21 protein-coding genes and 1 riboswitch are annotated in these 22703 nt (G+C 74.6%); of the genes, 7 read left to right on the top strand and 14 right to left on the bottom strand.

The window, feature by feature from the left end:
• Positions 1-28: 28 nt before the first annotated feature.
• The 10 genes from ACFVFS_RS12285 to ACFVFS_RS12240 all read right to left on the bottom strand — a co-directional run bounded on the left by ACFVFS_RS12285 (position 29) and on the right by ACFVFS_RS12240 (position 8714).
• Positions 29-1012 carry an NAD-dependent epimerase/dehydratase family protein gene (locus tag ACFVFS_RS12285; protein WP_380623039.1) on the bottom strand — a complete coding sequence of 328 codons (984 nt, stop codon included), beginning with the start codon at positions 1010-1012 and terminating at the stop codon, positions 29-31.
• An 86-nt stretch (positions 1013-1098) separates the two neighbouring features.
• Positions 1099-2148: a hemolysin family protein gene (locus ACFVFS_RS12280; RefSeq protein WP_380623037.1), complete on the bottom strand. Its 1050-nt coding sequence runs from the start codon at positions 2146-2148 to the stop codon at positions 1099-1101.
• On the bottom strand, positions 2145-3491 hold the full coding sequence (locus ACFVFS_RS12275; protein WP_380623035.1) for a hemolysin family protein: 1347 nt from the start codon (positions 3489-3491) through the stop codon (positions 2145-2147). Before ACFVFS_RS12275 ends, ACFVFS_RS12280 begins: the two co-directional genes overlap by 4 nt.
• Before the next feature lie 240 nt (positions 3492-3731).
• Positions 3732-4166 (bottom strand): PH domain-containing protein, encoded by a 435-nt coding sequence (locus ACFVFS_RS12270; protein WP_380623033.1) that lies wholly within the window; start codon positions 4164-4166, stop codon positions 3732-3734.
• 104 nt (positions 4167-4270) lie between these two features.
• Positions 4271-5119 carry an ATP phosphoribosyltransferase gene (gene hisG, locus ACFVFS_RS12265; protein WP_380623031.1) on the bottom strand — a complete coding sequence of 283 codons (849 nt, stop codon included), beginning with the start codon at positions 5117-5119 and terminating at the stop codon, positions 4271-4273.
• A gap of 58 nt (positions 5120-5177) precedes the next feature.
• Complete coding sequence (locus tag ACFVFS_RS12260; protein ID WP_030306151.1) at positions 5178-5450, bottom strand: phosphoribosyl-ATP diphosphatase; 273 nt, start codon at positions 5448-5450, stop codon at positions 5178-5180.
• Between the two features lie 106 nt (positions 5451-5556).
• A complete protein-coding gene (gene ribH / locus ACFVFS_RS12255; RefSeq protein ID WP_380623029.1) occupies positions 5557-6027 on the bottom strand; it encodes a 6,7-dimethyl-8-ribityllumazine synthase in 471 nt (156 codons plus the stop codon).
• A 118-nt stretch (positions 6028-6145) separates the two neighbouring features.
• Complete coding sequence (locus ACFVFS_RS12250) at positions 6146-7399, bottom strand: bifunctional 3,4-dihydroxy-2-butanone-4-phosphate synthase/GTP cyclohydrolase II (protein ID WP_380623027.1); 1254 nt, start codon at positions 7397-7399, stop codon at positions 6146-6148.
• Positions 7396-8055 (bottom strand): nicotinamide riboside transporter PnuC, encoded by a 660-nt coding sequence (locus ACFVFS_RS12245; RefSeq protein WP_380623025.1) that lies wholly within the window; start codon positions 8053-8055, stop codon positions 7396-7398. Before ACFVFS_RS12245 ends, ACFVFS_RS12250 begins: the two co-directional genes overlap by 4 nt.
• Complete coding sequence (locus ACFVFS_RS12240; protein ID WP_380623023.1) at positions 8052-8714, bottom strand: riboflavin synthase; 663 nt, start codon at positions 8712-8714, stop codon at positions 8052-8054. The genes ACFVFS_RS12245 and ACFVFS_RS12240 overlap by 4 nt, the downstream gene beginning before the upstream one ends.
• Before the next feature lie 212 nt (positions 8715-8926).
• Positions 8927-9054: riboswitch (FMN riboswitch) on the bottom strand.
• Between the two features lie 182 nt (positions 9055-9236).
• Here ACFVFS_RS12240 and ACFVFS_RS12235 point away from each other — a divergent pair.
• Positions 9237-9485: an SCO4226 family nickel-binding protein gene (locus ACFVFS_RS12235; protein ID WP_380623021.1), complete on the top strand. Its 249-nt coding sequence runs from the start codon at positions 9237-9239 to the stop codon at positions 9483-9485.
• Between the two features lie 65 nt (positions 9486-9550).
• Entirely contained in the window at positions 9551-10246 is a 696-nt protein-coding gene (locus ACFVFS_RS12230; protein WP_380623019.1) for an MSMEG_1061 family FMN-dependent PPOX-type flavoprotein, read from the top strand.
• An 83-nt stretch (positions 10247-10329) separates the two neighbouring features.
• On the opposite strand, the gene ACFVFS_RS12225 is transcribed toward ACFVFS_RS12230, so the two are convergent.
• Positions 10330-10524 (bottom strand): DUF1508 domain-containing protein, encoded by a 195-nt coding sequence (locus tag ACFVFS_RS12225; protein ID WP_355365617.1) that lies wholly within the window; start codon positions 10522-10524, stop codon positions 10330-10332.
• A 160-nt stretch (positions 10525-10684) separates the two neighbouring features.
• Here ACFVFS_RS12225 and ACFVFS_RS12220 point away from each other — a divergent pair, with 160 nt between their 5' ends.
• Positions 10685-11107 carry an HIT family protein gene (locus tag ACFVFS_RS12220; protein ID WP_380623017.1) on the top strand — a complete coding sequence of 141 codons (423 nt, stop codon included), beginning with the start codon at positions 10685-10687 and terminating at the stop codon, positions 11105-11107.
• 10 nt (positions 11108-11117) lie between these two features.
• Here ACFVFS_RS12220 and ACFVFS_RS12215 read toward each other — a convergent pair whose 3' ends face one another.
• Together ACFVFS_RS12215 and ACFVFS_RS12210 are read right to left on the bottom strand one after the other, a co-directional pair.
• Entirely contained in the window at positions 11118-12680 is a 1563-nt protein-coding gene (locus ACFVFS_RS12215; protein WP_380623015.1) for an alkaline phosphatase family protein, read from the bottom strand.
• 188 nt (positions 12681-12868) lie between these two features.
• On the bottom strand, positions 12869-13642 hold the full coding sequence (locus ACFVFS_RS12210; protein WP_380623013.1) for a GntR family transcriptional regulator: 774 nt from the start codon (positions 13640-13642) through the stop codon (positions 12869-12871).
• 296 nt (positions 13643-13938) lie between these two features.
• On the opposite strand from ACFVFS_RS12210, the gene ACFVFS_RS12205 reads away from it, so the two are divergent.
• From ACFVFS_RS12205 to ACFVFS_RS12195, 3 genes are all read left to right on the top strand, one after another.
• Positions 13939-14883, top strand: a complete 945-nt coding sequence (locus ACFVFS_RS12205) for a glycoside hydrolase family 19 protein (protein ID WP_380623011.1) — start codon at positions 13939-13941, stop codon at positions 14881-14883.
• 114 nt (positions 14884-14997) lie between these two features.
• Positions 14998-16071 (top strand): serine hydrolase domain-containing protein, encoded by a 1074-nt coding sequence (locus tag ACFVFS_RS12200; RefSeq protein ID WP_380623009.1) that lies wholly within the window; start codon positions 14998-15000, stop codon positions 16069-16071.
• A 120-nt stretch (positions 16072-16191) separates the two neighbouring features.
• On the top strand, positions 16192-19890 hold the full coding sequence (locus tag ACFVFS_RS12195; protein ID WP_380623007.1) for a SpoIIE family protein phosphatase: 3699 nt from the start codon (positions 16192-16194) through the stop codon (positions 19888-19890).
• A 32-nt stretch (positions 19891-19922) separates the two neighbouring features.
• On the opposite strand, the gene ACFVFS_RS12190 is transcribed toward ACFVFS_RS12195, so the two are convergent.
• Positions 19923-20864 carry a pseudouridine synthase gene (locus tag ACFVFS_RS12190; RefSeq protein ID WP_380623005.1) on the bottom strand — a complete coding sequence of 314 codons (942 nt, stop codon included), beginning with the start codon at positions 20862-20864 and terminating at the stop codon, positions 19923-19925.
• A 378-nt stretch (positions 20865-21242) separates the two neighbouring features.
• On the opposite strand from ACFVFS_RS12190, the gene ACFVFS_RS12185 reads away from it, so the two are divergent.
• Complete coding sequence (locus tag ACFVFS_RS12185) at positions 21243-22349, top strand: PP2C family protein-serine/threonine phosphatase (protein WP_380623003.1); 1107 nt, start codon at positions 21243-21245, stop codon at positions 22347-22349.
• The last annotated feature ends 354 nt before the right edge of the window (positions 22350-22703 follow it).

Below are 22703 nucleotides of genomic sequence, written 5' to 3'. Positions count from 1 at the left end.
CGTCCCGGCCCCGCGGCGGGCACGGTACTCAGCCGGCCAGCACCTCGGCCTCCGTCTCCGGGTCCAGCCCGACCGCCGGCCGGTCCGGGCGCTGCGGCGCGACGCCGCCGATGGACCGCAGCCAGGCCCAGGTGTCGGCGACCGTCTCGGCCGTCGGCCGGCAGCGCAGTCCGGCGGCCACCGCCTTGCCGACGGACGCCCCGTGCATGGTGTCGTGGAGCTCGCCCGGCGGGACCCAGAACGGCAGCCGGCTCCACGGCTCGATCCCGGCGGCGGCGATCGCCTCCGGAGCCGTCCAGCGCAGTTCGGCGTCCGAGCCGGTGACCGCCGCACAGGCCTCCAGCAGCTCGCCCGTGCTGCTGTGGCCGGGCGGGGCGACCAGGTCGTACGGGCCGCCGAGGCCGGCCGCGAGGGCGTCCAGGGTCCAGTCGGCGAGGTCGCGGACGTCGATGAACTGGAGGGCGAGCTCGCGCGGGCCGGGGGCGAGCACCGGGCCGCCGCGGGCGATCCGGTTGAGCCACCAGGGCAGTCGACCGATGTTCTCGTACCGTCCGACGATAAGCCCGGCGCGGACCAGCAGCGCCCGGTCGCCGAAGGCGTCCAGCACCGCCAGCTCGCCGCCGCGCTTGGCCTCGGCGTAGGGCACCTCGCCGTCGTCCGGAGAGCCGGCCACGACCGGGGCGCTCTCGTCGGCCCCGGCCGGGGTCGGATAGGCGTACACCGACCGGCTGGACACGTACCCGTAGCGGCCGACCCGGCCGGCCAGCAGGCGGGCGCTGTCGCGCACCGCCGACGGGGCGGCGGACCAGGTGTCCACCACCGCGTCCCACTCCCCCTCGGCGAGGGCCGCCAGTCCGCCCTCGGCCGTGCGGTCCCCGTGCAGGACCCGCGTCCCGGACGGCGCGGCGTGCGTCCCCCGGTGGAAGACCGTGACCTCCCAACCCCGTTCCAGCGCCGCCTCGGCGACGGCCCGCCCCACGAACTCCGTACCACCCAGCAGGAGAAGTCTCATGCCGACCACCCTGCCCATCGGGTGGCCGGCATGGGAACAGCCGCACGCTCAGAGCGGAATCGCCGAGAGCGAACCGCCTCCGGGCGCTACAGCGCGGCCGAGCGGTGGTCCGGGTCGTGCACCTCGCCGACCAGCTCCTCCAGCACGTCCTCCAGCATCACCACGCCGAGCGTCCGCCCGTCCTGGTCGAGGACCGCCGCGAGGTGGCAGGCGGCCCGGCGCATCGCGCCCAGCGCGTCGTCCAGCGGCAGGGTGCCGCGCAGCACGGTGATCGGCCGCCAGAGCCGGGCCGGGACGGGCGCCGAGGGGTCCTCGACGTCCAGGATGTCCTTGAGGTGCAGGTACCCGAGGTAGCCGTGGCCGGCCGGGTCGCCGTCGGTGACCGGGAAGCGCGAGAAGCCGGTGCGCAGCGACAGCTCCTCGATCTGGGCGGCGGTCACCTTGGTGTCCACGGTGACCAGCTGCTCGGGGGTGAGCAGGACGTCGGTGAGCGGGCGGCGGCCCAGCTCCAGGGCGTCCTCCAGGCGCTCCTGGCGGTCCTTCTCCAGCAGGCCGGCGTCCCCGGAGTCGGCGAGCAGGTAGATCAGCTGCTCGGTGGTGAAGACCGACTCCACCTCGTCCTTGGCCTCCACCTTGAACAGCCTGAGGATGCCGTTGGCGAAGGCGTTGAGGAAGGCGATCACCGGGGTCAGCCAGCGGGCGAGGCGGTCCAGCGGCGGGCCGAGCCAGAGCGCGGCCTTCTCGGGGCCGGCCAGCGCCATGTTCTTCGGCACCATCTCGCCCATCACCATGTGCAGGTAGACCACGACGGCCAGCGCGATGCCGTACGCCAGCGGGTGCTGCAGGCCGGCGGGGATGCCGATCGCGTGGAACGGGCCCTCCAGCAGGTGGGCGATGGTCGGCTCGGCGAGCGCGCCGAGGCCCAGCGAGCAGACGGTGATGCCGAGCTGGGCGGCGGCGAGCATCGCGGAGACGTTGGACAGCGCGTGCAGCACGGTGCGGGCGCGCTTGTTGCCGGCCTCGGCGAGCGGTTCGATCTGGCTGCGCCGGACCGAGACGACGGCGAACTCGGCGCCGACGAAGAAGGCGTTGCCGAGCAGCAGCAGCAGGGCGACGGCCAGTTGGAGCGCGGTCATCGGGTCCCGTCCTCGTCGTCGCCCAGGAAGTGGTGGTGTCCGGCGGTGCGTTCCACCCGGACCCTGCTGGTCCGGTGGCGGTCCACCGCCTCGACGGTGAGCCGCCAGCCGGGCAGCTCGGCCTGCTCACCGGGGTCCGGGAGCTTGCCCAGCAGGTCGGAGACCAGCCCGGCCAGCGTCTCGTACGGGCCCTCGGGGGCGTGCAGGCCGATGGCCTCCAGCTGGTCGAGCCGGGCGCGGCCGTCGGCCGCCCAGACGGGCTGCCCGTCGACCGGCGGCAGTGAGAGCAGCTCGGGGGTGTCGGCCGGGTCGTGCTCGTCCTGCACCGCGCCGACGATCTCCTCGACGATGTCCTCGACGGTGACCACGCCGGCGGTGCCGCCGTACTCGTCGACCACGATGGCCATCGGCTGGAGGCGGCGCAGCCGGTCGAGCAGCCGCTCGGCGGGGAGCGTCTCGGGCACCAGCAGCGGCGGCACGGCGAGGTCGCCGACCCGGACGGTGGCGCGCCGCGCGGCCGGGACGGCCAGCGCGTCCTTGAGCGTGACGGTGCCGGTGACCTCGTCCAGGCTGTCGGTGTAGACCGGGAAGCGGGACAGGCCGGTGGCCCGGGTGAGGTTGAGGACGTCGGCGGCGCTGGCGTCGCGCTGCAGGGCGGCGACGTCGACGCGCGGGGTCATCACGGACTCGGCGGTGAGGTCGCCGAGGCCGAGGGTCCGCACGAACAGGGTGGCCGACTCCTCGTCTATGGCGCCCGCCTTGGCGGAGTGCCGGGCGAGCGAGACCAGCTCGGCGGGGGTGCGGGCGTGGCCCAGCTCCTCCTGCGGCTCGATGCCGAAGGCGCGCACGGTGCGGTCCGCGGAGCCGTTCAGGACCCGGATCAGCGGGCGGCAGGCCCGGGAGAACGCCATGTGCGGGGCGGCGACCGCGCGGGCCACCTGGAGCGGGTGGGAGATCGCCCAGTTCTTCGGGACCAGCTCGCCGATCACCATCTGGACGACGGTGGCGAACAGCATGCCGATGACCACGGCGGCGCCGCGGGCGGCTCCGGCGGGCAGGCCGATGCCGGTGAACACCGGCTTCAGCAGGGTCGAGAGGGCCGGTTCGGCGAGCATGCCGACCACCAGCGAGGTGACGGTGATGCCGAGCTGGGCGCCGGAGAGCTCGAAGGAGAGGTGGCGCAGGGCCCGGGAGACCCGGCCGGACTTGGCGTCCCCGGCCTCGGCGGCGCGCTCGACGGCGCCCCGCTCCACGGTCACGAAGGCGAACTCGGCGGCCACGAAGAGGCCGTTGGCGAGGATGAGCAGGAGGGCCGCGAAGAGCAGCAGCCAGGCGGTGATCACAGTGCCGCCTGCCTTCCGGGGGTCGGAAGGTGGGCGGCGCAGGTACTACCGGACGGATCGTCCATGGACGGGGAGTGTCACTCCTCAGGTCGATTTCGGGCAGGGCAATGCCTTTGCCCCGCTTTTACCAGCGTAGACCATACCCGTGCGGGTGTCGGATCCCCGTTCGGACCCGCCCGGCGTCCGTCGGCCGCCGCGCTTCGATCCCGGGGTTCGGCCCCGCGGTTCGGCCGACGGGGTTCAGCCGCCGTGGTGGGCGACGAGGTCGCGCAGGGCGCGGGCGTCGGCGATGGCCTGGGCCTTGCCCACGCCGGACTGGATGCCGACCGCGGCCAGCGAGGTGCCGTCGGCGAGGTCGAGGGTCGCCCACGGGTCGCCCTGGCGGAAGTTCACGCCGACGATCTCCGCCCAGGCCAGCCGGCGGCTGCGGACGAAGTTGACCACGGTCACGCCCTGGGCGTCGGCGCTGACCCGCGGCCGGGCCAGCATCAGGCCGACGCCGGCGAACAGCACACCGCTGACCGCCATCATGATCCGGTCGTTGAGCTGCCAGTTCGCCGGGAGGGCGACCGCCATCGCGGCGAACAGCACCACCAGCAGCGCGCAGACCGGCAGCAGCACGGCGCGGGTGCGGCGCGGGGCCCAGGTGACGGGGAACTCGGCGGGGGTGGACACGAGGGGGCTCCGTGGGGGTGCTCGATCGGGTGGTGCGGAAAAGGGGCGGGGTCGCCCGACGGCGGCCCCGCCCCATTCAACCGGTGCTTATGCCCGGCGCCCGCTCAGAGGCGGCAGGCGTGGATGTTGGTCACCAGGATGGCCCGGGCACCGATGCCCCACAGGTCGTCCATGATCTGCTGGGCCTCCTTGCGGAGCACCATCGAGCGGACCGCCACCCAGCCCTCGGTGTGCAGCGGGGAGACGGTCGGCGACTCCAGGCCGGGGGTCAGCGCCACGGCGGCGCCGACGTTCTCGGCGCGGATGTCGTAGTCCATCAGCACGTAGCGGCGGGCCACCAGCACGCCCTGCAGACGGCGCAGGAACTGCTCGACGGCCGGGTCCTCGCCGGCGCCCTTGGGGCGGATCACCACGGCGTCGGAGATCAGGATCGGGTCGCCGAACACCTCCAGGCCCGCGTTGCGCAGGCTGGTGCCGGTCTCCACCACGTCGGCGATCACGTCGGCGACGCCCAGCTGCACCGCGGTCTCCACCGCGCCGTCCAGCTTGGTGACGGTGGCCTTCACCCCGTGGTCGGCGAGGTGCTGCCCGACCAGGCCGGTGTAGGAGGTGGCGATCCGCAGCCCCTCCAGGCCCTTGACGTCCTCGACGTCCACGCCGACCGGGCGGGCGAAGCGGAAGGTCGAGCCGGCGAAGCCGAGCGCGAGCACCTCCTCGGCGTTGGAGTGCGAGTCCAGCAGCAGGTCGCGGCCGGTGATGCCGACGTCCAGCCGGCCGGAGCCGACGTACACGGCGATGTCGCGCGGGCGCAGGAAGAAGAACTCGACCTGGTTGCCCGGGTCGACCAGGACCAGCTCCTTGGCGTCCTTGCGCTGCCGGTAGCCGGCCTCATGGAGCATCTCCGCCGCAGGACCCGAGAGCGAACCCTTGTTGGGGACGGCGATGCGCAGCATGGAGGTCAGTTCCTTACCTGTTCGGTGGGTGTGTGTGCGGGGGGGTACGGGCCTGGGCCTAGAGGTACTTGTAGACGTCGTCCAGCGTCAGCCCGCGGGCGACCATCATCACCTGAAGGTGGTAGAGGAGCTGGGAGATCTCCTCGGCGGTCTGCTCGTCGGACTGGAACTCGGCGGCCATCCAGACCTCGGCGGCCTCCTCGACGACCTTCTTGCCGATCGCATGGACGCCCTGCTGGACGAGCTGCGCGGTGCGGGAGGACGAGGGGTCGCCGGTGGCGGCCTTCTGCTGGAGCTCGGTGAAGAGCTCCTCGAATGTCTTCGAAGCCATGATGGGACTCACCTTACGGCGTGCGGAGGGACGGACGGTAAACGGTTCCGGACCGTGGACAGTCCGGTGGACGTCCACGGTCCGGGGCCGGGCCCGGCCGGCCGGGTCAGAGCGCGCGCAGCGCCGCGGCGGTGGCGACGGCGGCGGTGACCGCCTCGTGGCCCTTGTCCTCGGCGGAGCCGGGCAGGCCCGCGCGGTCGAGCGCCTGCTGCTCGTTGTCGCAGGTCAGCACGCCGAAGCCGACCGGGACACCGGTGTCCACGGCGACCTGGGTGAGGCCGGCGGTGGCGGCCTGGCAGACGTAGTCGAAGTGCGGGGTGCCGCCGCGGATCACCACGCCGAGGGCGATCACGGCGTCGTGGCCGCGCTCGGCGAGGCGCTTGGCGGCGACCGGCAGCTCGAAGGTGCCGGGGACGCGCAGGACGGTCGGCTCGGTGACGCCCAGCTCCTTGAGGGCGCGGTGGGCGCCGTCCAGGAGGCCGTTCATCACCTGCTCGTGCCACTGGGCGGCGATCACGGCGACCTTGAGGCCGGCGGCGTTGTCGATGGTCAGCTCGGGGGCTCCGTGGCCGCTCATGTGCGGGTGCCTTTCGGTGGTTCGGACTTCAGGGGTCGGACTTCAGGGGTCGGACTTCAGAGTTCGGGCGGCGGGGTCGGACGGCGGGATTCGGACGGCGTGGGCCGGGGCGGCGCGCTCAGCCGTCGAGGCCGGGCAGGTCGTGGCCCATCCGGTCGCGCTTGGTCCGCAGGTAGCGCGCGTTGTGCTCGCCGGCCGGGATCTCGACCGGCACGCGGCCGTTGACCTTGAGCCCGTGCTCGGTGAGCGCGGTGAGCTTCTCCGGGTTGTTGGTCAGCAGGGTCAGCGACCGCACGCCGAGGTCGCCGAGCATCTGGGCGCCGATGCTGTAGTCACGGGCGTCGGCGGGCAGGCCGAGGTCGAGGTTGGCGTCGACGGTGTCGCGGCCCCGCTCCTGGAGCTCGTAGGCGCGCAGCTTGTGGGCCAGGCCGATGCCCCGGCCCTCGTGGCCGCGAAGGTAGAGCACCACGCCCCGGCCGGCCTCGGCGACCCGGCGCAGCGAGGCCTGGAGCTGCGGGCCGCAGTCGCAGCGCAGCGAGCCGAGCACGTCGCCGGTCAGGCACTCGGAGTGCACCCGGACCAGCACGTCCTCGCCGTCCGGCAGCCGGCCGTCGGCGTCCAGGCCGCCGGCGACCAGGGCGATGTGCTCGACGCCGTCGAGGGTGCCCCGGTAGCCGATGGCGGTGAACTCGCCGTGGGCGGTGGGCAGCGCGGTGACGGCGGCCCGGTCGACGTGCAGTTCGGTGCGGCGGCGGTAGGCGATGAGGTCCTCGATGGAGATGATCGCCAGGTTGTGCTCGCGGGCGAAGGCGACCAGCTCGGGCAGCCGGGCCATGCTGCCGTCGTCGTTGACCACCTCGGCGATCGCGCCGGCCGGCGGGAGGCCGGCGAGCCTGGCCAGGTCGACGGCGGCCTCGGTGTGGCCGGGGCGCACCAGCACGCCGCCCTCGACGGCGCGCAGCGGGAAGACGTGCCCGGGGCGGGCGAGGTCGCCGGGCCCGGTGCCGGGCGAGGCGAGCAGGCGTACGGTGCGGGCCCGGTCGGCGGCCGAGATACCGGTGTCGACGCCCTCGCGGGCGTCCACCGAGACGGTGTAGGCGGTGCCCTTGCGGTCCTCGTTGACCAGGGTCATCGGGGGGAGCTTGAGCCGGTCCAGCTCGTCGCCGGTCATCGGGGCGCAGATCACGCCGGAGCTGTAGCGGATGGTGAAGGCCATCAGTTCGGGGGTGGCGGCACTGGCCGCGAAGACGATGTCGCCCTCGTTCTCGCGGTCCTCGTCGTCGACGACGATCACCGCGCGGCCGAGCGCGATGTCGGCGACGGCCCGCTCGACCGGGTCGAGGACGAGCTCGTCGGACTGGTTCTCGGTCATGCCGTTGCTCCCTGCGGGACGGTGGTGGAGACGGGACGCGGCGCACGGGTGCTCAGCCACCACGAGCGCAGGCCGAGCAGGACCAGGACGAAGTAGACGGAATAGGTGAGGCCGGAGAAGGTGTAGCCGGTGTTGAAGGCGAGCGGCACGCCGACCGCGTCGACGGCGATCCAGGCGAACCAGAACTCCACCCAGCCGCGGGCCTGGGCGACCATGGCCGCCAGGGTGCCGACGAAGATGTAGGCGTCCGCCCACGGGCTCCACGAGCCGAGCGCGGGGATCGCCGTGAAGGCCCAGGCCAGCAGGGCGGTGCCGGCCGCCGTGGCGGCGGCGAGGACGGCCCGCTCGGGCCAGGAGGCGAAGCGGACGGCGACCTGGCCGGTGTCCTGCCGGCCGCGCCGCCACCGCTCCCAGCCCCAGGCGGCGGTGGCCACGACGATCAGCTGCTTGCCGACCATGCCCGGCACGTTGCCGGCCAGGTAGGCGGTGATCAGGACCAGGCCGGAGAGGAGCTGGACCGGCCAGCTCCAGACCGACCGGCGCCAGCCGAGCGCGAGGGCGGCCATGCCGAACAGGTTGCCGATCATGTCCGACCACTTCACGTGCTGGCCGAGCACCGTGAAGGCGTCCGCGTTGAGCCAGTTCAGCCCGGTCACCGGTCCTCCCCGCCGGCCGTCGGGGGCAGCGTGCGGGACTCCAGCAGCCGCTCCACGTACTTGGCGAGGACGTCGACCTCCAGGTTGACGCTCTCGCCGACGGCCCTGGCTCCGAGCGTGGTCAGCGCGAGGGTCGCCGGGATGAGGCTGACGGTGAAGCTGTCGCGGGCGGCCTCGACCACGGTGAGGCTGACGCCGTCGACGGTGATCGAGCCCTTCTCCACCAGGTAGCGCGTGATGGACTCCGGCAGCGAGAAGCGCAGCACCTCCCAGCGGAGGTTGCCGGCGGCGTCCCGCTCCCCCGGTTCGCGGCTCAACAGCCGCCCGGTGGCGTCGACATGGCCCTGCACCAGGTGTCCGCCGAGCCGGGCGCCGAGCGCCATGGCGCGCTCCAGGTTGACCGGCGAGCCGGGCTTCAACTCGCCCAGGCTGGAGCGGTGGAGGGTCTCGGCCATCACGTCGGCGCTGAACTCGCCGGTGCCGGCGGCCAGTTCGTCCGGGCTGTCGACGACGGTCAGGCAGACGCCGTTGACCGCGATGGAGTCGCCGTGCCGCGCGCCCTCGCAGACCACCGGGCCGCGCAGGCGGATTCGCGAGGAGTCGCCGATCTCCTCGATCGACACGACCTCGCCGAGCTCTTCGATGATGCCGGTGAACACCCGGGTTCTCCTCGCGCTTGGGGCGCGGACTCCGGGGGGTGGCACGGGAGATGACGCGGACGGGCGCACGGCTGCACGGGCCGCCGGACGGCCGTGGGACCCGTCGCCGGGCCGCTGCCGCACCGGACGCCGGAGGAGGGGGGCCCTCGACCGTCGCCGTACTCACCTCCCGCGGTCCACCGGGGGACCACGGGTGTCGCTCACTCGTCCGCCGCGCACGCCTCCCATCCGGACTTTAACCGTCGGTCCAGGAATTTCACCTGGTCAACCGGCCGCTGGCTGCGGACGGGTCGCGGACTGTAACCGCCGGTTCGGATTTTCACCGACCCCGGAGTGCGCTGAACGTCACTGCTACTTCTGACGTCATTGTGCCACGGTCCGCACGGCGTCAGGGAGAGGGCCCTGCTGTGGCCTGTTTCACGACGGCGGCGGGAATGCGGCCGGACCTGCGGGGGCGCAAGCTGGTGGGAGGGGCGGGTTTCGGGCCGGGCGCGGGCTCCGGCCCCAGGAGGTGCGAGCGCGATGGCCAAGTTCATGGACGTCCACCACGGGATGGCCGGCATCACCGAGGATCAACTGCGCATGGCGCACCAGGCCGACCTGGACATCCAGGCCGACGAGGGCGTGCGGTTCGAGCAGGCGTGGGCCGACCCGGAGGCGGGCGTCGTCTACTGCCTCTCCGAGGCGCCCTCGAAGGAGGCCGTGCAGCGGATCCACGAGCGCAGCGGGCACCCCGCGGACGAGGTGCACCCGGTTCCGCTCACCGTCTGAGCGGGCCGTCCGGCCCGGGCGGCCGGGCCTGTTCGGCCCCGGAAGGCTCCACTACCTTGGCCGGTATGACCAGCACACCGGAGATCGCCGTTCCGCCACTCCCCGGGACGCCGGGGCCGTCCCCGCTCTACGCCGCCCTCAGCGCGGCCGCCGTCCGCGACGCCGCACAGCTGCGGGACGTCTACGAGCAGCCGGGCGACCACGCGCGCCGCAAGCAGGTGGACCGCATCCACGACGTCGCCCGGCAGTTGATCGCCTGCTCCTCGCTGGTCCTGGTGGCCAGCGCGGACGCCGCCGGGCGCTGCGACGTGTCGCCGCGCGGCGGTCCGCCCGGACTGGTCTCGGTGCTCGACGAGTTCACCCTGGCGATCCCGGACGCGACCGGCAACAAGCGGCTGGACACCCTGCACAACGTCGTCGAGACCGGCCGGGTCGGGCTGATCTTCGTCGTCCCGGGCCGGGACACCACGCTGCGGGTCAACGGGCGGGCCTGCGTCTCCACCGACCCGCGGCTGCTGGAGCAGCTGACGGCGGTCGGCAAGCCCCCGCGCAGCGCGATCGTGGTGGCGGTCGAGGAGGTCTTCGCGCACTGCCCGAAGGCCTTCCTGCGCGCCTCGGCGTGGAAGCCGGAGAACTGGCTCGCCGCGGACGCCCAGCCCAGTTCGGCCGAGGTCACCCTCTCCCACCTGGCGGATCCGGAGCTGACCGTGGAGGCGATCGAGCGGAACGAGCGGGAGGCCCTGCTGTACCGCTACGAGTAGGCGGGCCCCGCAGCGGGACGGCGGCGGGGCCGGCCCCGGACGACGCTCGTGCCCGGGGACGGCCCCGCCGCCGTCCGCGCCGGTCAGGCCGCGGCCTTGGACTTCACGTCCACCACGCTCGCGCCGTCGGCCGCCCGCTGGACGGCCTCGACGCCCTTGTGGGCGGCGTCCTTGCTCGCGTACCCCTGGCCGGTCGCGACGATCTCGCCGTTGCCCGCCTTGAGCCGGAACCGGTACTTGCCGCCGGCGTCCTCGTACACCTCGAACTTGCCCGCCATCCGGGCCACCTCCTCGTCGACGGGACGCGCCGCGCGCCCCACCTGCACGGTGCGCCCCGACGGCACCGGGCCGCACCCGCTCGGGGGCCGCCCGGGTGACCCGCCGCCGGCCTCCCGCCGAGCGGATGCCGGGTGCGCGGCGGGCCGGTTGAATGGACGGATGGACTGCGTCTTCTGTGCGGTGGTGGCGGGCACGGAGCCCGCGCACCGGGTGCTGGACGACGAGGCGGCGGTGGCCTTCCTGGACCGCCGGCCGCTGTTCCCCGGCCACGTCCTGGTGGTGCCGCGCGCCCACCACCGCACCCTGGCGGACCTGCCCGCGGCACAGGTCGGCCCGTTCTTCCTGCGGGTGCAGCGGGTGGCGGCGGCGGTGGAGCGGGGGCTGGGCGCGGCGGGCAGCTTCGTCGCGGCGAACAACCGGATCAGCCAGTCGGTGCCGCACCTGCACGTCCACGTGGTGCCGCGCAACCCCGAGGACGGGCTGCGCGGCTTCTTCTGGCCGCGCCGGGCGTACCCCGACGAGGCGGGTGCGGCGCTGGTCGCCGAGCGGCTGCGGGCCGCGCTCGCCCCCGCGCAGGGGTGAGGTCCGCGGGTCAGCCGACCCGGACGTTGTCCAGCACCCAGTACCAGTTGTTGCTGCCGGTGTACCGGAAGCGCAGCCGCAGCCGGCTCGCGCCCGCCGGGACGGCCAGGTCCAGGCGCTGGCGGCCGTTGGTGTCGCCGGTGAAGCTCTTCACCTCGACCGGCGTGCCGCCGTCCCAGACGGCGAGCACCCGGGCGGTCTGCGCGCCCTCCGGCCGGTAGAAGGTGGTGAAGGCGACCGGGACGGCGGTGCGCCCGGCGACCGGGTACTCGGGGCTCACCAGGGTGGTGTCGTAGGCGCCCTTGAAGGTCCGGTCGGCCCACTCGTCGGAGTCCGCGACGGCGAAGACGTTGCGCGAGCGCACGTTCAGCTCGCGGTTCTGGTCGCGCTCGGCCCTGGTCCAGAACTCGTCGGTGGTGAACGACCAGCCGCGCCACTCGGTGACGCCGCCGGTGCCCATCGCGGAGTTGTCGATCGACCAGCCGGCCGGCGGGGTGTGGGTGAAGCCGAGCACGCCGGCCGGAATGCCGGCCTCGTCGACCCGGCCGGTGAGCTGCGGGCGCAGCGCGTCGAACTCGTCGGGGACCAGGGCCGGGATCGGGGTGCCGTCGAGGTTCCAGGCCGGGTCGACGGCGATGCCGAGGTGGGCCAGGGCGGTGGGCGCGATGTCGACCATGCGGACGTCGTGGCGGACCGAACCGGCCGGGAACGCCGAGCCGTTGGCGATCACGAAGGTCTGCCGCTCCTCCCAGGTGGAGCCGCCGTGGCCGCCGGTGGGGGTGTGGCCGTGGTCGGCGGTGACCATGATCAGCCAGTCCTCCTGGGCGTAGCTCGCCCGGCCGCGCACGGCGGCGACGATCTGGCCGACCTGGGCGTCCACGCCGCGGATCGCGGTCAGGTAGGCCTGGCTGGCGGAGCCGCTGCTGTGACCTGCGTTGTCGACGTTGTCGAGGTGGACGAAGACCGCGTCGGGGTTCTCGTCGCGCAGCCGGGCGACCGCGCGGGAGGTGGTGCCGGCGTCGTACTCGGCGGACGGGGTGGCGACGCGGGTGTCGACCTTGCCGGAGCAGACGGTGGTGGCGATCGGCGCCCAGGAGGCGACCACGTAGGTGGCGAGCGCGGGCCTGGCGGTCTCCGCCCGGGTCAGGAAGTCCGGGTAGGCGGCGAGGTTGGGCGCGGTGAAGTTGTTGTCCTTGACGTTGTGCTTGTCCGGCCAGACGCCGGTGGCGACGGTGGACCAGCCGGGGCCGGAGAGGGTGCCGGCCATCGGGTTGGCGTAGAGGCTGCTCGCCGCGGTGAGGCCGCCGGCCATCAGGGCGGTGAGGTTCGGGGCGCCGGCCTCCTTGACGCGGTTGAGCATGGTGCCGTCGAGGCCGATCAGCAGGACCTTCGGGGTTCGGCCGTCGGCCGCCGCCGCGGTGACCGCGCCGGCCGCACGGGCGGCGGTGGCGGCGGTGGCGGTGAGCGGGCCGGCGGCGAGTGCGGCGGCGGTGCCGATCAGCAGGCCGCGGCGGGAGAGGCCGGGGGCGGCGGGGGTCTGCGGGGTCACGTCGTCCTCCTGATGGTGCGTCATGGCGCGGAAGGGGGCGGTGACTACGGTCGGAGCGACGGATGGACGGGGGTGGCCCGGTTTCCGACCCGGGTGTGAACAGCGACCGAATTCGGTCCAGACCCGTTACCTTTTCGCGATCGTCCGGCGGCGCGGAAGGTGCGAGAACGGCGCAAAGGAGGACGGGGCGGGCGGCCGGGGGCGGCCGGACGTCAGTCCGCCTCCAGGCGGGTGGTGAAGCTGAACCGGTCGCCCCGGTAGAGCGAGCGCACCCGCTCCACCGGCCGGTCCTCGGGGTCCCGGGTCAGCCGGTGCAGCAGCAGCATCGGCAGGGCCGGCGGGGTGCCGATCAGCAGGGCCTCGCGCGGGGTCGCCAGCACCGTCTCGATCCGCTCGTCCGCGGCGCCGAAGCCGATGCCCGCCTTCTCGGCGAGGTAGGCGTACAGCGAGGAACCCGGGTCGAACTCGACGTCCAGCGCCGGGACCCGGCCGACCGCCAGATAGGTGCTCTCCAGGCCCACCCGCTCGCCGTCCGCGAGCAGCACCCGCTCCAGGTGCCAGACCGGGTCGGCCGGGGCGATCCGCAGCTGCCCGGCCAGCTGGGGGTCGGCGCCGAGCCGCTCCAGCCCGATCAGCGTGCGCCCGGGGACCCGGCCCTGGCGCCGCACGCCCTCGGTGTAACTGGCCAGCGAGAGCGGCTGTTCCAGCTTGGGGCCGGCCACCACGGTGCTGCGCCCGCGCCGCCGGATCCGGCCCTGGATCAGCAGTTCGCGCAGGGCCTGACGGAGCGTCTCACGGGCCACCTCGAAGCGGGCCGCGAGGTCGCGCTCGGTCGGCAGCACGCCGCCCTCGCCGAGCTCGTCGAGCAGTTCCTCCAGCCGGCCCTTGACGGCGTAGTACTTGGGCACCCGGCCGTGCTCCGGGATGCCCGAACGGATCGGCGCGCCCGGGCCGGACCGGGCGGCGGGGTCGGAGGTCTCGTCCACCCCGCCATCCTTCCAGATGGACGGACCCGGCCATGACAGCGCCGCACCGACCCCACCGCACCGACCCCGCCGCACCGGTCCTGCCGCGACCGGACCCGCGGCACGCGCCTTTTGCCCGCGCCCCCTTGACAGGTCTAGACCATTCCGCTTGAGTCTGGGTCAGCCCCGCATCCGGCCCGCACCCCGGTCGGCCCGTCCCCCCACGACGTGCCCCCACCCCGCGGGGCCCGGCTCCCCTGCCCCGACGTCCCTACCTCCACGACCGTGCGGCCCCACACCGCACAAGGGGTGATCAAGTGTCCACGAAACGCCTGCTCGCACTGCTCTCCGCCGTCGCCACGGCGCTGGCGGTGGTGCTGCTGCTGCCCGCGGCCAACGCCAGCGCCGCCGTCTGCGCCACGCCCTGGAACTCCTCGACCGTCTACACCGGCGGCAGCGCCGCCGTCTCCTACAACGGCCACAACTGGCTCGCCAAGTGGTGGACCCAGAACGAGCCGCCGAGCACCGGCGGCTCCGGCGTCTGGTCCGACCAGGGCGCCTGCGGCACCGGCCCGACGACGACCCCGACCCCGACCGTCACCCCGACCGTGACGCCGACGTCGACCACCACCCCGAACCCGGGCGGATTCCCGGTCAGCCAGGCCCAGTTCGACCAGATGTTCCCGAACCGGAACCCCTTCTACACCTACCAGGGCCTGATCGACGCGCTCGCCGCCTACCCCGCCTTCGCGGCCACCGGCACCGACACCGTCCGCCGCCAGGAGGCCGCGGCCTTCCTCGCCAACGTCAACCACGAGACCGGCGCGCTGGTCTACGTCGTCGAGCAGAACACCGCCAACTACCCCCACTACTGCGACAGTTCCAAGTCGTACGGCTGCCCGGCCGGCCAGGCCGCGTACTACGGGCGCGGCCCGATCCAGCTGAGCTGGAACTACAACTACAAGGCGGCCGGCGACGCCCTCGGCATCGACCTGCTGCGCAACCCCAACCTGGTGCAGACCGACCCGGCCGTCGCCTGGAAGACCGCGCTCTGGTACTGGAACACCCAGAGCGGGCCGGGCACCATGACCCCGCACAACGCGATCGTCAACGGCTACGGCTTCGGCGAGACCATCCGCAGCATCAACGGCTCGCTGGAGTGCAACGGCGGCAACCCCGCGCAGGTGCAGAGCCGGATCAACGCCTACCAGCGCTTCACCCAGCTGATCGGCACCGTCCCGGGCAACAACCTGAGCTGCTGAGCCCGGCCGCGGCCCCGCCCGTCCCCCCGTACCTCCGGGGGACGAGCGGGGCCCCGGTGAAAATCGTCGCCGCGGTGGACGCCGCGCCCTCCCGGCGCTCCTAGGCTCGGAGCCATGAACGATCTTGGCAGCCTCGTCCAGCAGACCGCCGACCGCCTCGCCGGCCACCAGGTCGGCGCGGTGGTCGCCGGCCTCGCCCGCGGCACGGTGGAGATCCGCGGCGCCGGACGCACCGGCCCCGGCCCCGCCGGCGGGCGCCCCGGTCCGGACACGCTGTTCGAGATCGGCTCGATCACCAAGGTCTTCACCTCGCTCACGCTCGCCCGGATGACCCTGGCGGGCACCGTCGCACTGGACGAGCCGCTCGCCGACCTCCTCGCCGACGCGCTCCCGGCCGGCGTCGCCGTCCCCGCCAAGGGCCCGCGGCCGATCGCCCTGCGGCACCTGGCGACCCACGTCTCCGGCCTGCCCCGGCTGCCCGCCGGCATGCTGCTCGCCTCCCTGCTCAACCCCGCCAAGCCCGACCCCTACGCACACTGCACCGCCGAGTGGCTGCTGGGCAGCCTCGGCCGGACCTCGGCGCGGGCCGTGCCCGGGCGCAGCTTCCGCTACTCCAACCTCGGCGCCGGGCTGCTCGGCCTCGCCCTCGCGCACCGGGCGGGCCTGTCCTACGGCGAGCTGGTCCGGCGGGAGGTCTGCGAGCCGCTCGGGCTCGCCGACACGGTGCTCGCGCCCGACGCGGAGCAGGCCGCGCGGCTCGCCCCCGGCCACACGGCGGGCGGGCGCCCGGTGCCGGGCTGGGACCTCGCCGCCCTCGCCGGGGCGGGCGCGCTCAAGTCCACCGCCGCCGACCTGGCCGTCTTCCTGCGGGCCCAGCTGGCCGCCTGGCCCGAGGACGCCGGCGGCGGCGGCGCGCCGCTCGGGCCCGAGATCGCGCTGACCCGCGAGGTGCGGCACCAGGTCAACCCCTTCGCCTGGATGCACCTCGGCTGGATGGGCCACCGGCTGCACGCCCGGCAGGGCGGCCACCTGAAGATCTGGCACAACGGCGGCACCGGCGGCTACCGCTCGTTCACCGCCTTCGACCCGGAGCAGCAGGTCGGGGTGGTCGTGCTGGCCAACACCCGCCGCTCCGTCGACGGCCCCGGCGTGCAGCTGCTGCGCGGCCTCCAGGCCGGCCGCGGCTGACGCGCCCGCGCCCGGCGGCGGCACGGGTCACGCGTGCCGCGCGGGGGTGGCGGGGCCCGTGCGAAGATGGCAGGGCTGGTGTCGGCGATCTCCGGGCGGTTCTGGCCATGGTGACCGAGCATGGTGAACAAGCGGCATGAGCGGCGCGAGACCGGCGGGCCCGGACGGCCCGGCGGTCCGGAGGCCCTGCTGATGGTGCCGATCGCCACCGCCCTGATCGAGTCCGACGGCCGGATCCTGCACTGGAGCAGCGACGCCGAGGCACTGCTCGGCTACTCCGCGGAGGAGGCGATCGGCGCGCGGGCCGCGCAGCTGCTGGCCTCCGACGAGCGGCGTCCCGAGGTGGTGGAGCTGTTCCAGGAGATCCTGGACGGCCGCGGCTGGTCCGGCGTCTTCCCGGTGCGCCACCGCGACGGGCACCACGTCAACCTGGAGTTCCGCACCCATCCGATCGCCGGTCCCGGCGGCAGCCCGCTGGTGCTGGCGGTGGCGTCGGACGTGACGACGCTGCGCCGGATCCAGGCGGACCTGGCCGTCCTGGACGGCTTCTTCACCCAGGCCCCGGTGGGCATGAGCGTGTACGACACCGGGCTCGCCTTCGTGCGGCTCAACGAGGCGCTGGCGCGGATCAACGGGCTGTCGGTGCGGCAGCACCTCGGACACCGGCTGACCGAGCTGCTGCCCGGCATCAACGGCGCCGAGAGCGAGGCGGTGATGCGCCGGGTGCTGGAGACCGGCGAACCGGTGGTGGACGTCCGCTCGTACGGCCGCACGCCGGGCGACCCGACCCACGACCACGCCTGGTCGGCCGCCTACTTCCGGCTGGAGGACCAGGGCGGCCGGGTCCTCGGGGTGAGTTCGACGGTCGTCGACGTCACCGAGCGCTTCCAGGCCGAGACCAGGGCCGCCCGCGCGCAGGAGCGGCTCAGCCTGCTGGTCGAGGCCACCGCCTCGATCGGCACCACGCTGGACCTGCGGCAGACCGCCCGGGAACTGGCCGACGCGATGGTGCCCGAGGTGGCCGACATCAGCGGCGTCTTCGCCCTGGAGGCGCTGGCCGCCGGCCGGGACGTCGAGCCGCCGGACCCCGGTGCCCCGCAGCAGGTGCGCCGGCTGGCGCTGGCCACCGCCGACCCCCACTACCCGGCGGAGGCGCTGCCGGTGGACGCCGTCTACGAGCTGGCGCCGGACTCCCCCTACGCGCGGGCGATGGCCACCGGGCGGACGGTGGTGGTGCCGTCCTGGGAGCTGCCGCCGCTCAGCGAGGCGCTCACCGACAGCGGCCGGCAGGCGTACGTCGGCGATCGTCCGCGCTCGGTGCGGATCACCCCGCTGGTGGCGCGCGGCACCACGCTCGGCATGATCGTCTTCTCCCGGCGCGGCGAGCGGGAGTCCTTCGCCGAGGCGGACATCACGCTCGGCGACGAGCTGGCCTCCCGGGCCGCGGTGGCCATCGACAACGCCCGGCTGTACCTGCGCCAGCACCGGACGGTGCTCGACCGGCAGCGGGCGCTGCGCGAGGCGAAGGCCGCGCAGGAGCGCCTGGCGGTGGTCAACGCGGCCTCCACCCGGATCGGCACCACGCTCGACCTCGCGCAGACGGCCCAGGAGCTGGCCGAGGTGGCGACGCCGCGGCTGGCCGACACGGTGGTCGTCGAGGTCCTGGACGACCTGGTGCGCGGTGAGCGCGAGGCCCGTCCGTCGGCCGACGGCTCGGCGCTGCTGCGGCGGATGGCCTTCCACACCGCGCGGCACTCGACGCTGCGCCCGATCGACCGGACCAGCGGGGTGCACCGCTTCGTCCCCACCGCCCCCTACGCCTGGGCGCTCGCGCACCGCACCCCGGTGCTGGTGCCGCGGATGGACGCGGCCGGGCTGGCCTGGTTCCGGGACGACCCGGTGCGGATGGCGGCGGCGCGCGAGCAGAACGTCCGCTCGTTCATGGTGGTGCCGCTGATCGCGCGCGGGTCGCCGGTCGGCGTGGCCGCGTTCTACCGGACCGTCTCGGAGCAGCCGTACGAGGAGGACGATCTGGCGCTGGCCGGGGAGTTGGCGGTGCGGGCGGCCGTGTCGATCGACAACGCGCTGCTGTTCACCCGGGAGCGGGACGCCGCGGCCGCCCGGCAGCGGGCGCTCGACGAGGCCTGGGCCGCGCAGCAGCGGCTGTCGCTGCTCAACGAGGCGTCCGGCCGGATCGGCACCACGCTCGACCTCCACCGCACCGCCCACGAGTTGGTCGAGATGGTGATCCCGCGGTTCGCCGACTTCGTCACCGTCGACCTGCGCGAGACGGTGCTGGACGGCGAGGACCCGGCGCCGGTGCCGCCCGACGGCTCGGTGCTGATGCGGGCGGTGGCGGTCGGCGAACTGGACGAGCACGGCCGGATGTCGGACGCCGCCGACGCGATCGGGGAGACCTCGCAGTCGGCGCAGGTGTACGCGGAGAGCCTGCGCACCGGCCGGTCGATCCTGGTCTCCGAGGTGGACGAGGCGGCGCTGCGGCGGATCGTGGCCTCCCCGGACCGGGTGCAGCCGAGCCTGGAGGCCGGGGTGCACTCGTACCTGATGGTGCCGCTGCTGGCGCGCGGACTGGTGCTCGGCGGCGCGGAGTTCGTCCGCAACCGCAACCCGGTGCCGTTCGGACCGGCGGACCGCGCGCTGGCCGAGGAGCTGGTCGCCCGGACCGCGCTGGCCATCGACAACGGCCGGCTCTACCGGCGCGAGCGGGAGACCGCGCTCACCCTGCAGCGCAGCCTGCTGCCGCAGGAGATCCACCGCACGCTCGGGCTGGAGCTCGCCTACCGGTACCTGCCGAGCAGTGTGGTCAGCGAGGTCGGCGGCGACTGGTTCGACGTGGTGCCGCTCTCCTCCGGCCGGGTCGCGCTGGTGGTCGGCGACGTCATGGGCCACGGCATCCGGGCCGCCGCGACGATGGGCCAACTGCGGACGGTGGCCCGGACGTTGATCACCCTGGAGATCGCCCCCGACCGGGTGCTGCAGCGGCTGGACGAGGCCACCACAGCGCTCGGCGAGGGGCAGTTCGCCACCTGCGTCTGCGTGGTGTACGACCCCGTCGGCCGGCGCTGCACCGCCGCCTGCGCGGGCCACCTGCCGCCCGTGGTGGCTGACACCGAGGGCAACGCCCACCTGGTCGAGCTGCCGCCCGGCGCACCGCTCGGGGTCGGCGGAGTCCCGTTCGAGAGCGTCGAGTTCACCCTCCCCGAGGAGGGAATCCTGACGGTCTACACCGACGGCCTGGTCGAGCGGCGCGGCCGCGACCTCGACGAGGGGCTGCGGCTGCTCTGCCGCACCGTCGCCGCCCGGCACGGCTCGCTGGAGCAGACCTGCGACGCCGTGCTCACCGAACTCACCGGCCGCACCAGCGAGGACGACATCGCCGTCATCATGGCCCAGGTCCGGCCGGCCGGTTCGGACCGGATCGCCACCCTGCCGCTCGGCGGCGACCACGCGATGGTCGCCCACTCGCGCCGCTTCGCCCGGGAGACGCTCACCGCGTGGGGGCTGGACGCCCTCGTCGACTGCGCCGAGCTGCTCACCAGCGAGCTGATCACCAACGCCCTGGTGCACGCCGGATCCCCCACCGAGCTGCGGCTGTTCTGCCATCGCACGCTCACCGTGGAGGTCGCCGACCGAGACCTCGCCGCCCCCCGGATCCGGCGCGCCCACGAGGAGGACGAGGGCGGGCGCGGCATCCACCTGGTGAACGAGCTCGCCCACCGCTGGGGGAGCCGGCGCACATCGGAGGGGAAGGTGGTCTGGTTCGAGCTGGAGCTGCCGCCGGGCACGGCCGGACGGTAGCCCGGGCCCGGGTGCGGCGCGGGAGGACCCCGCTACCAGGACGCGCGGTCCGTCCAGGCCGCCAGCGTCCGGCGGCTCTCGAAGCGGCGCGGGCGGCCGCTCAGCGGGTCGGTGAACTCCACCGCCGAGGCGAGCAGCTGCAGCGGGCGGCGGAAGTCGTCCGGGGCCGGCTCCGGCAGCACCACCGGGTACACCGGGTCGCCCAGGATCGGCAGCCCCAGGCCGCTCATGTGCAACCGCAGCTGGTGGGTGCGCCCGGTCGCCGGCCGCAGCAGGTAGCGGCCCAGCCCGTCGCGCCGCTCCAGCAGCTCGATCCGGCTCTCACTGTTCGGCTCCGCGTCCAGCTCGTGGGCGGCGATCCGCCCGCGCTCCTTGACGATGTGGCTGCGCACCGTGGCCGGCAGCTCCACCGCCGGGTCGTACGCCGCCACCGCCTGGTACTCCTTGCGGACCAGCCGGTCCCGGAACAGCGTCTGGTAGGCGCCCCGGTCCTGCGGCCGGACCACGAACATCGCCAGCCCCGCCGTCAGCCGGTCGAGCCGGTGCGCCGGGCTCAGCGCGGGCAGCTCCAGCGCGTGCCGCAGCCGGGAGAGCGCCGTCTCCACGACGTGCCGCCCGCGCGGGGTGGTGGCCAGGAAGTGCGGCTTGTCGACGACCACCAGGTGCTCGTCCCGGTGCAGCACCTCCAGCTCGAACGGGACCGGCACCTCGGGCGGCAGCTCCCGGTAGAACCACAGGTGCGCCCCCGGCCGGAACGGCTCCGCCGCCCCGACGGCCCGCCCGTCCTCGCCGACCAGCCCGCCGTCCCGCAGCAGCCCGTCCACCCGCTCCGCCGCGGCCGCCGGCAGCCGCTCCAGCAGGTACGCCCGCACCGTCTCCCACGGCCCGCCCGCCACGGGCAGCCGCAGGTGCACCGGATCCACCCCGAACCGCTGCGGAAGCGGCGAGGCCGGCGCCGTACTCCTACGTCTCATCTCGCCCGCCACCCTACGTCCTCCCCGCCGGCGCCCGGGTCCGGGCCGACCGGCGGACCGCACCCCACGGCGTTCCCGGACCGTGCGGTAGCCGGGTTCTCCGCCCGGGCCCTGGAGTCCGGCGCCTCTGCCAGGCCGCCGGAGTCCGGCGGCCCGTCCTCCTCGGGCACGCCGCTCGCGGTGGCCGGGGACGGCCCCTCGCCGGCCGCGCCGTCCCCGGCCGGGGGCCGGACCGGGGCCGGACCGGGGGCCGGTCGAACGCCGACCCTGCCGGGGGTGTCGGGATGCCGGTGGGGTGGGGGGCGGTGGAGAGTGGACGGGGAGGGCGGTCCCCGGCGGGGCCGTGCCGATGTGGTCGAGCGGGTGGGAGGCGAGGGCGTGGCGGTGGGTGGCGAGGGGCCCGAGGCGGGCGCGGTGCCGCCGCCGCGGCTGCCCCGGCGGACGCGGCTGCTGCTGGGCGGCGCCTTCCTACTGATCGTCGGGGCCGTATTGGCGGACCTGCTCACCGGGCCGGGCACCACCCTCTCCCCCGTCCTCGCCGTGGCGCCGGTCCTGGTCGGGGCGACCACCCGGCGGGCCCGGGTGCCGCTGGTCACCGGGCTCGCCGCGATCGTCGTGGCCGCGCTGCTGGAGGAGGGCAACAGCCACCTGCCCGGCACCGTCCACCTGGCCTCGCTGATCACCATCACCGCCGCCACCCTCGCCAGCACCGCCAACGTCGTGCTGATCGCGGCCCGCGAACGCGAGCTGTTCCAGGTCCGCACCGTCGCCGAGGCCGCCCAGCGGGCCCTGCTGCGCCCGCCGCCCGAGCGGGCCGGACCGCTGCGGATCGCCGTCCGGTACGTCGCGGCCGCCGCCGAGGCGCGGATCGGCGGCGACCTGTACGAGGTGGCGGACACCCCCTACGGCGTCCGGATCCTGCTCGGCGACGTCCAGGGGCACGGCCTGCCCGCCGTCGAGACGGCCGCGGACGTCCTCGGCGCCTTCCGCACCGCCGCCCGCACCGAACCCGACCTCGCCCGGCTCGCCGAACGGCTGGACGCCGCCCTCACCGACCGCCCGGCCGACGGGCGGTTCGTGACCGCGCTGCTGCTCGGTGTGGACCGGGACGGCGCCGCCCTGCTGGTGAACTGCGGCCACCCGCACCCCCTGCTGCGCCGCGCCGACCGGGTCACCGAGCTCGCCCCGGCCCGGCACGCCCCGCCGCTCGGCCTGCTCGGCCTGCTCGACCCGACCGGCGGCGGCTACCGCGCCGACCCGGTCCGCCCGCATCCCGGGGACCTGCTGCTGCTCTACACCGACGGCGTCTCCGAGGCCCGCAACGCGGAGGGCGTCTTCTACCCTCTCCCCGACCGCCTCCCCCGGCTCCCGGCCGGCACCCCGGACGACCTGCTCGAAGCCCTGCTCACCGACCTCGACGCCTGGGTCTCCCCCTCCGGCCTCGCCGACGACGCGGCCGCCCTGGCCATCCGCTGGGAGCACTGAGCCCGGCGGGGCGGCCACGCCTGAACGCCCCTCCACCCATGGAATATGTAGACCGGTCTACTGACCACCACCAGGCAACCGGAGCGAGAAGTCGGCCCGGCCGACTTCCCACGCCCACCGACCACACCCACGGCCACGGCCACAAATCCATAGACCGGTCTACATATTCGACACGCCTCGGCCAGCCGCGGCGCCCACGCAGGAGCAGGAAGTCGGCCCAGCCGACTTCCCACGCCCGGTGACGACCGCCGAAGCCTCCAAATCTATGGACCGGTCTACATATTCGACACGCCTCGGCCAGCCGCGGCATCCCCACAGGAGCAGGAAGTCGGCCCAGCCGACTTCCTGCTCCTG

The sequence above is a fragment of the Kitasatospora sp. NPDC057692 genome (genome assembly GCF_042799475.1).
Lineage (GTDB): Bacteria > Actinomycetota > Actinomycetes > Streptomycetales > Streptomycetaceae > Kitasatospora.
Note: the sequence above shows the minus strand (reverse complement) of the source record. Positions and strands in the feature narration are given on the sequence as shown.

Excerpts from the sequence above, each read along its gene's own strand:
- ACFVFS_RS12285 (WP_380623039.1), bottom strand. The coding sequence starts at position 1,012 with ATGAGACTTCTCCTGCTGGGTGGTACGGAGTTCGTGGGGCGGGCCGTC.
- ACFVFS_RS12280 (WP_380623037.1), bottom strand. The coding sequence starts at position 2,148 with ATGACCGCGCTCCAACTGGCCGTCGCCCTGCTGCTGCTGCTCGGCAAC.
- hisG (WP_380623031.1), bottom strand. The coding sequence starts at position 5,119 with ATGCTGCGCATCGCCGTCCCCAACAAGGGTTCGCTCTCGGGTCCTGCG.
- ACFVFS_RS12260 (WP_030306151.1), bottom strand. The coding sequence starts at position 5,450 with ATGGCTTCGAAGACATTCGAGGAGCTCTTCACCGAGCTCCAGCAGAAG.
- ribH (WP_380623029.1), bottom strand. The coding sequence starts at position 6,027 with ATGAGCGGCCACGGAGCCCCCGAGCTGACCATCGACAACGCCGCCGGC.
- ACFVFS_RS12250 (WP_380623027.1), bottom strand. The coding sequence starts at position 7,399 with ATGACCGAGAACCAGTCCGACGAGCTCGTCCTCGACCCGGTCGAGCGG.
- ACFVFS_RS12235 (WP_380623021.1), top strand. The coding sequence starts at position 9,237 with ATGGCCAAGTTCATGGACGTCCACCACGGGATGGCCGGCATCACCGAG.
- ACFVFS_RS12230 (WP_380623019.1), top strand. The coding sequence starts at position 9,551 with ATGACCAGCACACCGGAGATCGCCGTTCCGCCACTCCCCGGGACGCCG.
- ACFVFS_RS12225 (WP_355365617.1), bottom strand. The coding sequence starts at position 10,524 with ATGGCGGGCAAGTTCGAGGTGTACGAGGACGCCGGCGGCAAGTACCGG.
- ACFVFS_RS12220 (WP_380623017.1), top strand. The coding sequence starts at position 10,685 with ATGGACTGCGTCTTCTGTGCGGTGGTGGCGGGCACGGAGCCCGCGCAC.
- ACFVFS_RS12215 (WP_380623015.1), bottom strand. The coding sequence starts at position 12,680 with ATGACGCACCATCAGGAGGACGACGTGACCCCGCAGACCCCCGCCGCC.
- ACFVFS_RS12200 (WP_380623009.1), top strand. The coding sequence starts at position 14,998 with ATGAACGATCTTGGCAGCCTCGTCCAGCAGACCGCCGACCGCCTCGCC.
- ACFVFS_RS12195 (WP_380623007.1), top strand. The coding sequence starts at position 16,192 with ATGGTGAACAAGCGGCATGAGCGGCGCGAGACCGGCGGGCCCGGACGG.
- ACFVFS_RS12190 (WP_380623005.1), bottom strand. The coding sequence starts at position 20,864 with ATGAGACGTAGGAGTACGGCGCCGGCCTCGCCGCTTCCGCAGCGGTTC.